The following is a 13814-nucleotide window of genomic DNA, read 5'->3' as shown; positions in this document are numbered from 1 at the left end:
ACTACCCCTTCACCGCACCGGAGGTCAGCCCCGCCACGATGCGACGCTGGAAGAACAACACGAACACAATGATCGGGATGGTGATGACGACCGCGGCCGCGCTCACCTGCCCGGTCGGGTCCTCGAACTGCGAGGACCCGGTGAAGAACGACAGCGCCGCCGGCACCGTGCGCGACGCCGTGGTCGACGTCAGCGAGATGGCGAACAGGAAGTCGTTCCAGCAGAAGATGAACACCAGGATCGCGGTGGTGAACACACCCGGCGCGGCCAGCGGCGCGATCACCTTCCGGAACGCCTGGGCCGGCGTCGCGCCGTCCATCTTCGCCGCCTTTTCCAGCTCCCACGGGATTTCCCGGAAGAACGCCGACAGCGTGTAGATCGACAGCGGCAGCGCGAACGTGATGTAGGGCAGGATCAGCCCCGGCCACGTGTCGAACAGCGCCAGGTTCCGCTCGATGTTGAACAGCGGCGTCACCAGCGACACCTGCGGGAACATCGCGATCAGCAGCGAGAGCCCGACCAGCAGCTGCTTGCCGGGGAACTCGAGCCGGGCGATGGCGTAGGCGGCCATGGTGCCCAGCACCACCGCGATCACCGTGGAGATGATCGCGATGCCGATCGAGTTGACCAGGGCCAGCAGGAACTCCGACGTCTGGAAGATGTCCGCGTAGTTCTGCCAGGTCCACGACTGCGGGATGAAGTACCCGTCGGTCAGCGTGTCCTTGGTCTTGAACGACAGCGAAACCACCCAGAGCACCGGCACCAGCGCGAACACCAGCACGAGGATGTCGACGAGGCCCCAGCGAACTTTGCGGCCCGTCGTGACGGTTCCCATCACCATCAGCGCTTACCCCCAGTGTCCGAACCCGGTGCGGCCGTGCCGAACACCTTGATGAAGATGAACGCGATGATCGCCACGGTGATGAAGATCAGCACGGCCATCGTCGACCCGATCCCGAGGTTGAGGCCCTTGACCAGGTTGTCGTAGGTCTGCATGGACACCGACCCGGTGTCCTGCGCGCCGCCGGTGAGGACGTAGATGTTGTCGAAGATCCGGAACGCGTCGAGCGTGCGGAACAGCAGCGCCACCAGGATCGCCGGCTTCATCACCGGCAGCATCACCTTGGTGAACCGCTGCCAGCCGTTCGCGCCGTCCATCGCGGCCGCCTTGAGCAGGTCGTCCGGCACCAGCGCCAGGCCGGCCATCAGCAGCAGCGCCATGAACGGCGTGGTCTTCCACACCTCGGCGCCGATGATGATGAACAGCGACGGCCACTGCTCGGTGAGCGGCGCGCCGTCCGAGGCGAGCCAGTTCGCCAGGTAGCCGGTCTTCGGCGTCCACGCGTAGTACCACGAGAACGCCGCGACGACCGTGACGATGCCGTACGGGATCAGCGCGACCGTCCGGACCAGGCCACGCCCGACGAGCGTCCGGTGCATCACCAGCGCCAGCGCCATGCCGAGGACGAACTCGATCGCGACGGACACGACCGTCAGGAACATGGTCGTGCCGAACGCCGTCCACCAGTACGAATTGGACAGCACGGCGCCGTAGTTGTCGAAGCCGACGAACTGCTGCTGCGCCGGGAACCGCAGGTCGTACCGCTGCAGCGACAGCCAGATCGAGTAGACGATCGGGTAGCCGGTGACGAGGATCATCACGACGAACGCGGGTGCGCACAGCCAGAGCCCGAGCTTCCGCTCGGCCTTCTTGCCCTCGGAGAGAGCGGGTTTGCCCTTCTTGTGGGACGTCGCCCCTTCGGCGACGGTGGCCCCGGCGGTGTCGGCCGGGGTGGAGTCCTGAACGGTCACGGGATCACTCCCTTCGACTGGAGCGCGTCGCTGAGCTGCTCACGCAGCTTGTCCGCGGTGGCCTTCGGGTCGATTTCGGCCGGCGGCGAAAGGATCTTCGACATCACCGTCGACATGTTCTGGTAGGCCGGGGTCAGGGGCCGCACCGCGGCGTCCTTCAGCGCGTCCAGGATGGAGTCGCGCATCGGGTACTTGATCGCCATGTTCGGGTTGTCGTCGCCCGCCGGCTTGGACGGGTCGAGCGGTGTGTCGTTGTGGTACACCGATTCGATGGTCGGCGGCACGCCGTCGTTGATCGCGGAGAACTTCTGGTTCTCCGGACTGCGCAGGCACAACGCGGCTTCGTACGCCTCGGGCTTGTGCTGTGACAGCGAACTGACAGCGAGGTCGTACCCGCCGATCGTGGTCTTGGCCGGGGTGCCCGGCACCGCTTCGGGGTAGACGGCCCACTTCATGTGCTGGACGTCGGACGCCTTGTCCTTCGCGTAGGAGGCGTAGACGAACGGCCAGTTCAGCTCGAACGCGGCGTCACCGCGCTGGAACGTCTGGCGGACGTCGTCTTCCTTCGAGTTGGTCAGCGACGCGTCGGTGATCCCCGAATCGGTGATCTGCTTCAGCAGGGCGAGCGCTTTCACGGCGCCGTCGTCCATCACCACGGATTTGCCGTCGTCGGACAGGATGTGCCCGCCCATCGACTCGACCAGGGTGTTGTAGAAGACGACGAGGCCTTCGTACTGCGCGCCGGTGAAGACGATGCTGTACGGCTTGCCCCGCTGCTTCAGGTCCTTGGACGCCTGGATCATCTCGTCCCACGTCTTGGGCGGGGTCGGGGTGATCCGGTCGTCGTACCAGAGCAGCTGGATGTTCGTGTTCTTCGGGGCCGCGTAGAGCTTCCCGTTGTAGGTCGCGGTGTCCAGCGGTCCCTGCAGGACGCCTTCGGAGGCCGCGGCCTTGTTCTGGTCCTTCCATTCGTCGACCCAGCCGGCTTCGGCGAACTCCGAAACCCAGGTCACGTCGAGCCCCAGGACGTCCATCGCGGTGTCGCCCGCCGCCAGCCGCCGTGCCATCTGCAGGCGCTGGTCGTCCGAGCCGCGCTGGAGTTTGTTGTAGACGATCTCGTAGCGGCCGTTCGCCGCCTTGTTGCAGTTGTCCACGACCTTCTGGAAGCTGTCCTCAGGTGCGTAGTACACGTTGATCTTCAGACCACCGCCCGAGCCGCAGCCGGCCACCAGGCCGGTCAGCAATGCCCCTGCCCCCAGCAGGGCGGCGGTACGGCCGGGCGATCGCCCCCGTTTGCCCGCGCCGATCCTCTTCCCCATCAGGCCTCCTCACCCGCGTGCACGCCGGTTACCGCGGTACCCGGTGGGCACCGCGACGCGATGAGGCGAACCGCGCCAGCACCCCGACGTGCTAGTGCTCGGGCCGCCACGCTGGTTGGGCGGGCCGCCCGACTGGTGTCGGACAACTTATGCCGGGCGATCACACCCCGCAAGCAGTATCGGTAACGATTCAGGCCAGTGCATGCCGAACTGTGATTATCCCCTGATATTGACGGGAAAACTCACGACGGCGGTTTCAGCGCGAGCTTCGCCAGCAGTTCCCGGGCCCGCTCGGCCGAACGCGGCTGGCACAGGACGTCGTACCGGCCGGCCACCAGCTGGCTCGCCGACGAGAAGTCCCGTTGCCGCCCACGGGACATGCCGTAACCGATGGCGGCGAACACCAGCCCGGAGAGGATGCCCAGCACGAGCCCGGTGAGCACCTGCAGCACGAAGCCCTGGTTGACGAACAGCCCGAGCAGCAGCCCGGCGAACACGCCGAACCAGGCCCCGGAGAAGGCGCCGGTGGCGAGCACGCGGCCCCACGTCAGCTTCCCGATGACCCGCTCGACCAGCATGAGGTCGACGCCGACGATGGTGACGTCGCCGACCGCGAACTCGCTCTCGGCGAGGAAGTCGACGGCCTGCTGCGCCTCGCCGTAGGTCGCGTAGGACCCGATCGGCCAGCCGGTGGGCGGCGTCGGCAACCGCGGCAGGTTACCGGGCGCCCGGCCCCCGCCAAAGGGACTACTCACCATCATCACCTGCGCCCTCGTGGGTCCTGGGCGTCCATCTTGTCAAGAAGGCCCGGACCGTGCGAGCCGCTTACCCCGAAAGGCCGGACGCGGCCACCATGTCGACAAGTCGCTTCGCACTTTCCCTGGGAAAGATACATCGGAGGGCCCTTCGGACGCATCTTTCCCGGCGAAAGTGGCGGCCTCAGGAGCGGGACTTGTATTCGCGCAGCAGGCCGCGGCTGATGATCGTCTTCTGGATCTCGCTCGTGCCCTCGCCGATCAGCAGGAACGGCGCCTCGCGCATCAGGCGCTCGATCTCGTACTCCTTGGAGTAGCCGTAACCGCCGTGGATGCGGAACGAGTCCTGCGTGACCTCGGCGCAGTACTCCGACGCGATCAGCTTGGCCATGCCGGCCTCGACGTCGTTGCGCTCGCCCGAGTCCTTGAGCCGGGCCGCGTTCACCATCATCAGGTGGGCCGCCTCGACCTTGGTCGCCATCTCGGCCAGCTTGAACGCGATGGCCTGGTGCTCGGCGATCGCCTTGCCGAACGTCTTGCGCTGCTGGGCGTACTCCACCGCCAGCTCGAACGCCCGGATCGCGATGCCGCACGCCCGGGCAGCGACGTTCACGCGGCCGACCTCGACACCGTCCATCATGTACGAGAAGCCCTTGCCCGGCGCCTCGCCGAGGACCATGTCCGCGCCGATCTCGTAGCCGTCGAACACCGCTTCGGTGGTGTCGACGCCCTTGTAGCCCATCTTGTCGATCTTGCCGGGGATGGTCAGGCCCGGCGCCACCTCGCCGAAGCCCTCGGGCTTCTCGACGAGGAACGTCGTCAGGTTCTGGTGGGGCTTCTCGGCACCCTCGTCGGTCTTCACGAGCAGCGCGATCAGGTTGGACGAGCCGCCGTTCGTCAGCCACATCTTCGAGCCGTCGATGACGTACCCGTCGCCGGTCTTCTTCGCGCGCGTCTTGATCGCGGCGACGTCGGAGCCGAGGTCCGGCTCGGACATCGAGAAGGAGCCGCGGACCTCGCCGGTCGCCATCCGCGGCAGGAAGTGCTGCTTCTGCGCTTCGGTGCCGTGGCGGGCGATCATGTGCGCCACGATGAAGTGCGTGTTGATCACGCCGGACACGCTCATCCAGCCCCGCGCGATCTCCTCGACGACCAGCGCGTAGGTCAGCAGCGACTCGCCGAGCCCGCCGTACTCCTCCGGGATGGTGATCCCGAACAGGCCCATCTCCTTCATGCCCTCGACGATGTCGGCCGGGTAGGTGTCGGAGTGCTCGAGCTCCTGCGCGTGCGGGATGACCTCCTTGTCCACGAACGAGCGGACGGTCGCGAGGATCTCCGACTGCACGTCGGACAGGCCGGCGGTCTGGGCGAGACGGGCCATCACGGCTCCCTTTCCGGTTACGACGCCGCTCCCGGCGCTGGGTTACCGGTGAGTATGACCCGAAACGGGCGACCCTGCTATGAGGGCGCTCACGCCCGCGGGTTCCGCACCTCGCGGAGCTCCCCGACCGGCCCCGACGGCGGCGGTCGCTGACCGGCTAAGTTGAGGTCCTGCACGCACCGAGGGGGCCCTTGATGACCGACCCGTCCGGCGACAAGGACAAGCCGTCCACGTCGTACGACCCGCCGTCGAACACCGAGCTGTCGTCGTACGACCCGGCGTCCTACGAGCCGCCCGCGACCGCGGACCCGACCTTCGACAGCACGGTCCCGGACACCACCACCGCCGACACCACGGTCGCCGACACGACAGCGGCCGACTCGACCGCCACCGACACCACGGCGGCCCCGGCGCCGGATTCGGTGGACCCGGGCCTCCCGCCCGGCGCGTACGAGACACCCGCGGCGCACATCCCCGGCACGCCGTACGCGGCCCCGGGCTACCCGCAGCCGCCCTACCCGCAGCCCTACGTGCAGCAGCCGTACCCGCCGGCCTACGGCGCGCCGTACGCCCCGCCCGCGCCCTACGCGCGGCCGCCGTACGCGATGCCCCCGCGCTCCCAGGACAACGCGCTGGCCATCGGCGCGCTGGTCTGCTCGATCCTCGGCTTCTGCTCCGCCGGCGTCACGGCGATCGCCGGGCTGATCATGGGTCACATCGCGCTGAGCCGCACCAACCGCGGCGAAGGCGGCGGCCGCGGCGTCGCCCTGGGCGCCGTGATCGTCGGCTACGTCGTGCTCGCCCTGTTGATCGGCTTCTTCACGACCTTCATCATCCTGGGCGTGAACGGCCAGTTCGACAGCTAGGCGGCTAATCCGCCGTCGGCAGGGCCGCGTCGCCGGGGGTGCGCGGCGACGGCGTCCCGTGCCCGTTCGCCTCCGGTTTCGCTTCCACCGCTTCGGGTTCCGGCGCCGGAGCGACGGGCGCCGCGGGGGCCGCGGCCTGCTTCGGCGTGTGGGCGTCGAGGAAGCGCAGCAGCTCCACCGGGAACGGCAGGATCAGCGTCGAGTTCTTCTCCGACGACACCTGGACCACCGTCTCCAGCAGCCGCAGCTGCATCGCCGACGGGGTGTCGGCCATCGTCGCCGCGGCCTGCGCGAGCTTGTGCGACGCCTGCAGCTCACCGTCGGCGGAGATGACGCGCGCGCGGCGTTCCCGCTCCGCCTCGGCCTGCCGGGACATCGAGCGCTTCATCGCCTCGGGCAGCGCGACGTCCTTGATCTCGACCTTGTCGATGTGGATGCCCCAGTCCAGCGCCGGGCTGTCGATCATCAGCTCGAGCCCCTCGTTGAGGTGCTCGCGGTTCGACAGCAGGTCGTCGAGCTCGCTCTTGCCGATGATCGAGCGCAGGGACGTCTGCGCGACCTGGCCGACCGCGGCCCGGTAGTCCTGCACGTTGACCGCGGCGACGACGGGGTCGATCACCTTGAAGTAGACGACCGCGTCGACCCGGACGGTGACGTTGTCGCGGGTGATGCCGTCCTGGGCGGGCACCGGCATGGTCACGATCTGCATGTTGACCTTCTGCATCCGGTCCACGAACGGGACCAGCAGCTTCAGGCCGGGTTCCTGCACCCGGGACCGGACCCGGCCGAACCGGAAGATGAGCCCGCGTTCGTACTGCTTGACGACGCGCACGCCGGCCGCCAGCCAGGCTCCGCCCACTACGACGACGGCGCTGACGATCTCCACCACCATGGCTGCTCCCGGGGTCGTGTTTTCCCCTGAAAACCCAGCGTACGCCCGTGGGCACCAGGGCGAAACGCGCTGGACGCGGCGGCCAGACTGGGGTGGTGAACGATCTCCGCGTGCCCCGGGTCTTCGCCGCCCGGGCGCCCCGCGTGCTCGGCCCCGGGGCGCTCCCCTGGCTCGCCGGCCTGCCGGACCTCGCCGCCGGGTACGCCCGGAAGTGGGGGCTGACGTTCGAAGGCGAGGCGATGCACGGTTACGTCGGTGTCGTGCAGCCCGCGCGCCTGCCCGACGGCACGCCGGTGGTGCTGAAACTCGGCTGGCGTGCCGAAGAGTCCGCCGACGAGCCGCTCGCACTGTCCACATGGGCCGGTCGGGGTGCGGTGCTGCTGCTGGATTCCGCGCCCGAAGACGGCGTTCTGCTGCTGGAGCGGCTCGACGCCGGACGCACCCTCGACGACCTCCCGCTGCGCGAGGCGATCCCGGTCCTGGGCGGCCTGGCGCGCCGCCTCGCCGTGCCCGCGCCACCCGAGCTGTCCCGGAGTGTGCGCGCGGAGGCTGAACGGCTGGTCGAGGAGCTCCCCCGGCGCTGGGCCGAGCTGGGTGAGCCGTTCGACCGGCGGCTCGTCGACGACGCCGTCGCGCTCTGCCGTGAACTCGGGCCGTCGTCGGGCGAACTGCTGGTGAACGAGGACCTGCACTTCCAGAACGTGCTCGCCGGGCGGCGGGAGCCGTGGCTGGTCATCGACCCCAAGCCGCTGGCCGGCGACCTCGAGTACGCCGTGATCCCGTTGTTCTGGAACCGCTTCACCGAGTCCACACTGGACGAACGGATGGCGCTGATCGTCGCGTCGCTGGATCTCGACGCCGAGAAGGCGCGGGCCTGGACGCTGGTTCGGGCCGTGCAGAACTGGCTCTGGATGGCCGAGGAGTTCGCCGAGTCCGGCGAAGACAGCGACGACCCGGCCTTCATCACAGTGCCGGAAATCGCCCAGTGGGCAGCCAGCCGATAGGGTCGGCGGCATGGCGGCGGTCAACAGGGTTTTCGCAGCTCAGCTGTCGGGTTTGCCGGTGTTCGGCCCGGACGGCGAGTCCATCGGCCGGGTCCGCGACCTCGTCGCCGGGCTGCGCCTCGACACGCAGCCGCCGCGGATCCTCGGCGTGGTCGTCGAGCTGACCACCCGGCGGCGGGTGTTCGTGCCGATGCTGCGGGTCACCGCGATCGAGCCGACCGCCATCACCCTGGCCACCGGCTCGGTCAACATGCGCCAGTTCAACCAGCGGCCCAACGAGGTCCTGGTGCTCGGCCAGCTGCTCGACGCGCACGCGACGCTGGCCGGTTCGGACACCCGCGTCACCGTCGTCGACGCCGGGATGGAGCCGACCCGCACCCGCGACTGGGTGCTGGCGAAGCTCGCCATCCGGGAGCGGCGGATCGGGCTGGGGCGCCGCCGCTCGGCGATGCAGGTGCTGGCGTGGTCGGAGGTGGCCGGGCTCAGCCTGACCGACATCACCGGCCAGCAGCAGGGCGCCGGGCAGCTGCTCATGCTGTTCGACACGATGCGCTCGGTCGACGTCGCCGCGACCGTCCGCGACCTGCCGCTCAAGCGACGGCACGAGGTCGCCGACGCGATGGACGACGAGCGCCTCGCCGACGTCCTCGAAGAGCTCCCCGAGGACGACCAGAAGGAGCTGCTGTCCTACCTCGCCGAAGAGCGCGCGGCCGACATCCTCGAGGCGATGAACCCGGACGACGCCGCCGACCTGCTGGCCGAGCTGGCCCCGGCCGAGCAGAGCCGGCTGCTGGAGCTGATGGAACCGGAGGAGTCGGCGCCGGTGAAGCGGCTGCTGGCCTACTCGTCCGACACCGCGGGCGGCCTGATGACCCCCGAGCCCGTGGTCCTCACACCGGACACCACGATCGCCGAGGCGCTGGCGCACATCCGCAACGCCGAGCTGCCGCCGGCGCTGGCCAGCATGGTGTTCGTCTGCCGCCCGCCGACCGCGACGCCGACCGGGCGTTTCGTCGGGGTCGTGCACTTCCAGCGGCTGCTGCGCGAGCCGCCGGCCGAGCTGGTGGCCAGCGCCGTCGACACCGGGCTGGCGGCGCTGCGGCCCAACGCGACCCTGCCCGAGGTCACGCGCTACTTCGCGGCCTACAACCTGACCTGCGGACCGGTCGTCGACACCGAGGACCACCTGATCGGCGCGGTGACCGTGGACGACGTGCTCGACCACCTGCTGCCCGAGGACTGGCGCGAGACCGGGCTGCACGACACGACCGGCGAGACCGGCGAACAACTGGAGGCCGAGCGTGCCTGAACTGACGTCCGGACGGCGGCTGGACCAGCCCCGCAGCCAGAACCGGTTCAAGCTGAACATCGACCCGGACACCTTCGGCCGGCTGACCGAGCGCGTCGCCCGGTTCCTCGGCACCGGGAAGTACCTGTTCTGGCAGACGCTGCTCGTGATCGTCTGGATCGCGATGAACCTCGCCGCGGTGTCGCTGCGCTGGGACCCGTACCCGTTCATCCTGCTCAACCTGGCCTTTTCGACGCAGGCGGCGTACGCGGCCCCGCTGATCCTGCTGGCGCAGAACCGGCAGGACGACCGTGACCGCGTCTCGCTGGAGGAGGACCGGAACCGGGCCCTCCAGACGAAGGCCGACACGGAGTACCTGGCCCGGGAGCTGGCCGCGCTGCGGCTGGCGGTCGGCGAGGTGGCGACCCGCGACTACCTGCGCGGCGAGCTGGACCGGCTGCGGGAGGACCTGTCGGTGAAGCCACGGAAGGCCAAGGCCGACCGCACTCCTACCGGCTCGTAACATGGACGGGGTGACCAGCACTCAGCAGCTCCCCAGCGTCGATGACGTCCGCAGCGCGCTGAAGAGCGTGCAAGACCCCGAGATCCACAAACCCATCACGGACCTGGGGATGGTGAAGGACGTCGTCGTCGGCGACGACGGCGTGGTCACCGTCGGGATCTACCTGACCGTGGCCGGCTGCCCGCTGAAGGCGACGCTGACCAACGACACGAAGGAAGCCGTCTCGAAGCTCCCCGGCGTCGCCGACGTCCGGGTCGAGCTCGACGTGATGAGCGACGAGCAGCGCACCGAGCTGCGGAAGTCGCTGCGCGGCGACGCCACCGAGCCGGTGATCCCGTTCGCCCAGCCGGGCTCGATGACGCGGGTGTACTGCGTCGCGTCCGGCAAGGGCGGCGTCGGCAAGTCGTCGGTCACGGTGAACCTGGCCGCGGCGATGGCCCAGCGCGGGCTCTCGGTCGGCGTCGTCGACGCGGACATCTACGGCCACTCGATCCCCCGCATGCTGGGCACCCGCGAGAAGCCGACCAAGGTCGACACCATGATCATGCCGCCGCAGGCGCACGGCGTGAAGATGATCTCGATCGGCATGTTCACCCCGGGCAACACCCCGGTGGTGTGGCGCGGCCCGATGCTGCACCGCGCGCTGCAGCAGTTCCTCGCGGACGTGTTCTGGGGCGACCTGGACATCCTGCTGCTGGACCTGCCGCCGGGCACCGGCGACATCGCGATCTCGGTGGCCCAGCTGATCCCGAACGCGGAGATCCTGGTCGTCACCACCCCGCAGCAGGCGGCGGCCGAGGTGGCCGAGCGCGCGGGCGCGATCGCGCTGCAGACGCGTCAGCGCGTCGCGGGCGTCATCGAGAACATGTCGTGGCTGGAGCAGGCCGACGGGTCGCGCCTGGAGATCTTCGGTTCCGGTGGCGGCCAGACGGTGGCGGACTCGCTGACGAAGTCGATCGGCTCGGACGTCCCGCTGCTGGGCCAGGTGCCGCTGGACCCGCGCCTGCGTGAGCAGGGTGACTCGGGCACGCCGCTGGTGCTCTCGGACCCGGAGGCCCCGGCTTCGCTGGTGCTGAAGGAAGCGGCGAAGAAGCTGACGGTCCGGGCGCGCGGGCTGGCCGGGATGATGCTGAACGTGACGCCCGCGGGCCGCTGAGCGGTTCCCGTTTCGAAGGCCACTTCCCGTCGCGGGGAGTGGCTTTCGGCATGTCCGGGGGTGGGGCGCCGCCCCCGGATTCGACGCTACCGGACGCCACCGACGGTTTCGGGCGCGCTCAGGCGGGTGCGGTTCGGTTGTCCACAGGCCGGTCGGGCTACGTGGCGTCCGGGTCGATCGGGGGGCGCTCGCCGGGCTTCAGCGGCTCCGGCTGGGCCGGGGCCGCCGTGTAGCCGTTCGAGCCGTTGGTGGTCCCGTTGGTCCCGCCGTTGGTGATGCCCTTGAGGCCGAGCGGGTCGCTGTCACCGTCGAACAGGTGCTGCGTCACCACCCGCTTCGGGTCGAAGTTGCGCAGCCCGCGCAGGTCCTCCAGCGGCTTGCGGAGCTGCTCGAACTCCGGGCCCATCTCCTCGCGGAGCTGCTCTTTCGCCCCGGTCGCGAAGTCGCGGACCTTCTTCACGCTCTTCGCCATCCAGGACGCCGCCTCGGGCAGCCGTTCCGGGCCGAGGATGAAAAGACCGGCGATGATGAGGACGAGGATTTCCCCCCATCCGACACTGTCGAACACCGTCAACCTCCGCTCGGAACCTACTGGCTCAGGGTACTCGCCACCGGCCCCGCTCCAGCAGGCCGAACACGGTAACTCAGTCGGAAGCCAGGGTTACGTCCACGACGAAGCTGGCGCCGTCACGCGCCAGCGACACCGGGACCACCTCGCCGACGTCGTGCGCGCGCACCGCGACCGTCAGTTCCGCGGAGTCGCGGACCAGGCGGTTGCCGATCTTCGTGATCACGTCGCCCTCCTTGATGCCCGCGTTCGCCGCCGGGCCGCCGGGCGCGACGTTCTTGACCTGCGCGCCCATCGTGGACGAGCCGGCGACCGTCGAGGAGGCGTTGATGCCGATGTCGGCGTGCTGGACCTTGCCGTCCTTGATCAGCGCCTTCGCGATCTTGATCGCGTAGTCGCTCGGGATGGCGAAGCCGATGCCGATGCTGCCGCCGTCCGCGCTGGACGAGCGGATCGACGAGTTGATGCCGACGAGCGCGCCGGTGGAGTCGACCAGCGCGCCGCCCGAGTTGCCGTGGTTGATCGCGGCGTCGGTCTGGATGGCCTCGTAGGTGACCGGCGCGGCACCGTTGTCCCCGCCGGCGGTGATCGGCCGGTTCAGCGCGCTGACGATGCCGGCGGTCACCGAGTTCTGCAGGGCCAGCGGCGAGCCGATCGCCATCACGGTGTCGCCGACCTGCAGGTCCGCGGACTTGCCGACCTGCAGCACGGTCGGGTTGGTGACGTTGACCTTCACCACGGCGAGGTCGGTCTTGGGGTCGGTGCCGACGAGCTTGGCGTCGGTGCGGGTGCCGTCGATGAAGATCGCGGTGATCTTGACGCTCGGGTCCGCGGCGGCGGAGCTGATCACGTGGTCGTTGGTGAGGATGTAGCCCTGCGGGTCGATCATCACGCCGGAGCCCTGCTCGCCGGACTCGGCGCCGGGCTTGAACACCTCGAGCGAGACGACGGCCGGGGAGACACGCTTGGCGATCTCGGCGACCGAGCCGGCCGGACGCTCCTTGGCGGCCTCGGCTTCGGAGATCGTCGCGGACCCGGTGAGCTCGGTGCCGGTGTCGGCGGCCCACCAGCCGACGAGACCACCGGCGGCGCCGATGAGCAGCGCCACGACGCCGAGCATGACCAGCGCCTTCGGCTTGACGCGGCGGCCGAACAGCACCTCGGGCAGGCTGAGCAGCGCCCCGGGCGGGCGCCGAGCGGGCTTTTCCTCGTCTTCGGCGGACACCGCGGGCCCGGCGAGGACGGCCCCGGCCCCCGGATCACGCCACGGGTCGCCCGACCCGGTCCACAGCGGCGGTTCGCCTTGGGGTGCGTCCCCGACGGCCTCTCGAGGCCGTTCGAGCAGCACCCCTTCGGCCCCAGGCGGGCGGCTGAAGGCCTCGGCGAGCGACTCGGGCGCGGGCGGCGTGAGCTTGACGCCGTTGGCCTTGGTGGGCGCGTAGAGCTTGTCGAACGCCCCGTCGACGCCCTGCGGCCTGCCGAACACCGCGGCCTGCCCCGGATCGACGGCCGGCCGCGCGAGCGGCCGCGGACCCAGCCGGTCGGCGTCAGGCGCGCCGGGCTGCTCGGGATTCACGTTCGGCTCGGTCATCATTCCCCGGTGCTGAAGATCAGGTGGCTGGGCGTGACGATACCCAAGCCCAGTGCTCCGAGTCTGCCGGTACGACGGTGAAGTGGCTGTTTCTTGGCAGCCGGCCGGGTTGCCCCCAGGCGCGCGGCATTGTGGACAAACCGGCGTTGTGGCTCACCGGACGGCGGGTTTCGACGGTGGCCGCCGATAAACTGGACCCCGAGGCAGCCCCCTAGGTGTGATGTCCAGGGACGTTGTCCCGAGTTGAGGTGACCCGGCGACGGCCTGTCGCGCAGACAGGTGAAGGCCTCCGGATGTGAAGTGGAGCTGGCTAGGAACCCGCCGGAGGCCTTCGTGTCCCGCCCTCACCCCACGCACCCGGCTACGACTCGCCCGCCTGATCGTCGACCACGGCTGGACCTGCACCACCGCGGCCAAGATGTTCGAGGTCGCGCCCAAGACTGCCGCGAAATGGGCGCAGCGTTACCGCACCGAAGGCCCTGCCGGCATGGCCGACCGCACCACACCCCGACCCGCACCCCCGAACACGTGGTGCGGGCGATCGTGCGGCTGCGGTGGCGGCACCGGCTGGGCCCGATCCAGATCGCCGGCCGCCTCGGCCTGCCCGCATCCACGGTGCACGCAGTGCTGGTGCGCTGCCGGATCAACCACCTGTCCCG

13 protein-coding genes and 1 pseudogene are annotated in these 13814 nt (G+C 69.7%); 6 read left to right on the top strand and 8 right to left on the bottom strand.

Annotated elements, in window-relative coordinates; all coding sequences use genetic code 11:
* Position 1: 1 nt before the first annotated feature.
* From ACGFMK_RS15895 to ACGFMK_RS15875, 5 genes are all read right to left on the bottom strand, one after another.
* Positions 2-841 carry a carbohydrate ABC transporter permease gene (locus ACGFMK_RS15895; RefSeq protein WP_323334521.1) on the bottom strand — a complete coding sequence of 280 codons (840 nt, stop codon included), beginning with the start codon at positions 839-841 and terminating at the stop codon, positions 2-4.
* Positions 841-1812 (bottom strand): sugar ABC transporter permease, encoded by a 972-nt coding sequence (locus ACGFMK_RS15890; RefSeq protein WP_323334522.1) that lies wholly within the window; start codon positions 1810-1812, stop codon positions 841-843. The genes ACGFMK_RS15895 and ACGFMK_RS15890 overlap by 1 nt, the downstream gene beginning before the upstream one ends.
* Positions 1809-3131, bottom strand: coding sequence for an ABC transporter substrate-binding protein (locus ACGFMK_RS15885; RefSeq protein ID WP_392762902.1), 1323 nt, complete (start codon positions 3129-3131; stop codon positions 1809-1811). Before ACGFMK_RS15885 ends, ACGFMK_RS15890 begins: the two co-directional genes overlap by 4 nt.
* A 242-nt stretch (positions 3132-3373) precedes the next feature.
* Positions 3374-3892 (bottom strand): general stress protein, encoded by a 519-nt coding sequence (locus ACGFMK_RS15880; protein WP_392762899.1) that lies wholly within the window; start codon positions 3890-3892, stop codon positions 3374-3376.
* 178 nt (positions 3893-4070) lie between these two features.
* The gene (locus tag ACGFMK_RS15875; protein WP_392762896.1) at positions 4071-5267 is read right to left on the bottom strand and encodes an acyl-CoA dehydrogenase family protein; all 1197 of its coding nucleotides are present in this window, start codon (positions 5265-5267) and stop codon (positions 4071-4073) included.
* A 194-nt stretch (positions 5268-5461) separates the two neighbouring features.
* On the opposite strand from ACGFMK_RS15875, the gene ACGFMK_RS15870 reads away from it, so the two are divergent.
* On the top strand, positions 5462-6133 hold the full coding sequence (locus ACGFMK_RS15870) for a DUF4190 domain-containing protein (RefSeq protein ID WP_392762893.1): 672 nt from the start codon (positions 5462-5464) through the stop codon (positions 6131-6133).
* A gap of 4 nt (positions 6134-6137) precedes the next feature.
* On the opposite strand, the gene ACGFMK_RS15865 is transcribed toward ACGFMK_RS15870, so the two are convergent.
* Positions 6138-7025: a slipin family protein gene (locus tag ACGFMK_RS15865; protein ID WP_392762891.1), complete on the bottom strand. Its 888-nt coding sequence runs from the start codon at positions 7023-7025 to the stop codon at positions 6138-6140.
* A 92-nt stretch (positions 7026-7117) separates the two neighbouring features.
* Between ACGFMK_RS15865 and ACGFMK_RS15860 the strand changes: the two genes are divergently transcribed.
* The 4 genes from ACGFMK_RS15860 to ACGFMK_RS15845 are packed head-to-tail and all read left to right on the top strand — an operon-like array spanning position 7118 to position 10996.
* On the top strand, positions 7118-8029 hold the full coding sequence (locus tag ACGFMK_RS15860; RefSeq protein ID WP_392762888.1) for an aminoglycoside phosphotransferase family protein: 912 nt from the start codon (positions 7118-7120) through the stop codon (positions 8027-8029).
* A gap of 10 nt (positions 8030-8039) precedes the next feature.
* Entirely contained in the window at positions 8040-9338 is a 1299-nt protein-coding gene (locus ACGFMK_RS15855; RefSeq protein ID WP_392762885.1) for a magnesium transporter MgtE N-terminal domain-containing protein, read from the top strand.
* Positions 9331-9840: a DUF1003 domain-containing protein gene (locus ACGFMK_RS15850; RefSeq protein ID WP_392762882.1), complete on the top strand. Its 510-nt coding sequence runs from the start codon at positions 9331-9333 to the stop codon at positions 9838-9840. The genes ACGFMK_RS15855 and ACGFMK_RS15850 overlap by 8 nt, the downstream gene beginning before the upstream one ends.
* Before the next feature lie 10 nt (positions 9841-9850).
* A complete protein-coding gene (locus ACGFMK_RS15845) occupies positions 9851-10996 on the top strand; it encodes an Mrp/NBP35 family ATP-binding protein (RefSeq protein WP_392762879.1) in 1146 nt (381 codons plus the stop codon).
* A 157-nt stretch (positions 10997-11153) separates the two neighbouring features.
* Here ACGFMK_RS15845 and tatB read toward each other — a convergent pair whose 3' ends face one another.
* Together tatB and ACGFMK_RS15835 are read right to left on the bottom strand one after the other, a co-directional pair.
* The gene (gene tatB / locus ACGFMK_RS15840) at positions 11154-11564 is read right to left on the bottom strand and encodes a Sec-independent protein translocase protein TatB (protein ID WP_392762876.1); all 411 of its coding nucleotides are present in this window, start codon (positions 11562-11564) and stop codon (positions 11154-11156) included.
* Positions 11565-11640: 76 nt separating this feature from the next.
* Positions 11641-13158 (bottom strand): trypsin-like peptidase domain-containing protein, encoded by a 1518-nt coding sequence (locus ACGFMK_RS15835; protein ID WP_392762873.1) that lies wholly within the window; start codon positions 13156-13158, stop codon positions 11641-11643.
* A gap of 292 nt (positions 13159-13450) precedes the next feature.
* Between ACGFMK_RS15835 and ACGFMK_RS15830 the strand changes: the two are divergent.
* A pseudogene (locus tag ACGFMK_RS15830) lies at positions 13451-13814 on the top strand (helix-turn-helix domain-containing protein); the annotation flags it as partial.

Source organism: Amycolatopsis sp. NPDC049252 (genome assembly GCF_043197175.1).
Lineage (GTDB): Bacteria > Actinomycetota > Actinomycetes > Mycobacteriales > Pseudonocardiaceae > Amycolatopsis.
Note: the sequence above shows the minus strand (reverse complement) of the source record. Positions and strands in the feature narration are given on the sequence as shown.

What these genes read in the sequence shown, in the direction of transcription:
- ACGFMK_RS15895 (WP_323334521.1), bottom strand. Translation starts at nt 841, where the DNA reads ATGGTGATGGGAACCGTCACGACGGGCCGCAAAGTTCGCTGGGGCCTC.
- ACGFMK_RS15885 (WP_392762902.1), bottom strand. Translation starts at nt 3,131, where the DNA reads ATGGGGAAGAGGATCGGCGCGGGCAAACGGGGGCGATCGCCCGGCCGT.
- ACGFMK_RS15880 (WP_392762899.1), bottom strand. Translation starts at nt 3,892, where the DNA reads ATGATGGTGAGTAGTCCCTTTGGCGGGGGCCGGGCGCCCGGTAACCTG.
- ACGFMK_RS15875 (WP_392762896.1), bottom strand. Translation starts at nt 5,267, where the DNA reads ATGGCCCGTCTCGCCCAGACCGCCGGCCTGTCCGACGTGCAGTCGGAG.
- ACGFMK_RS15870 (WP_392762893.1), top strand. Translation starts at nt 5,462, where the DNA reads ATGACCGACCCGTCCGGCGACAAGGACAAGCCGTCCACGTCGTACGAC.
- ACGFMK_RS15865 (WP_392762891.1), bottom strand. Translation starts at nt 7,025, where the DNA reads ATGGTGGTGGAGATCGTCAGCGCCGTCGTCGTAGTGGGCGGAGCCTGG.
- ACGFMK_RS15855 (WP_392762885.1), top strand. Translation starts at nt 8,040, where the DNA reads ATGGCGGCGGTCAACAGGGTTTTCGCAGCTCAGCTGTCGGGTTTGCCG.
- ACGFMK_RS15835 (WP_392762873.1), bottom strand. Translation starts at nt 13,158, where the DNA reads ATGATGACCGAGCCGAACGTGAATCCCGAGCAGCCCGGCGCGCCTGAC.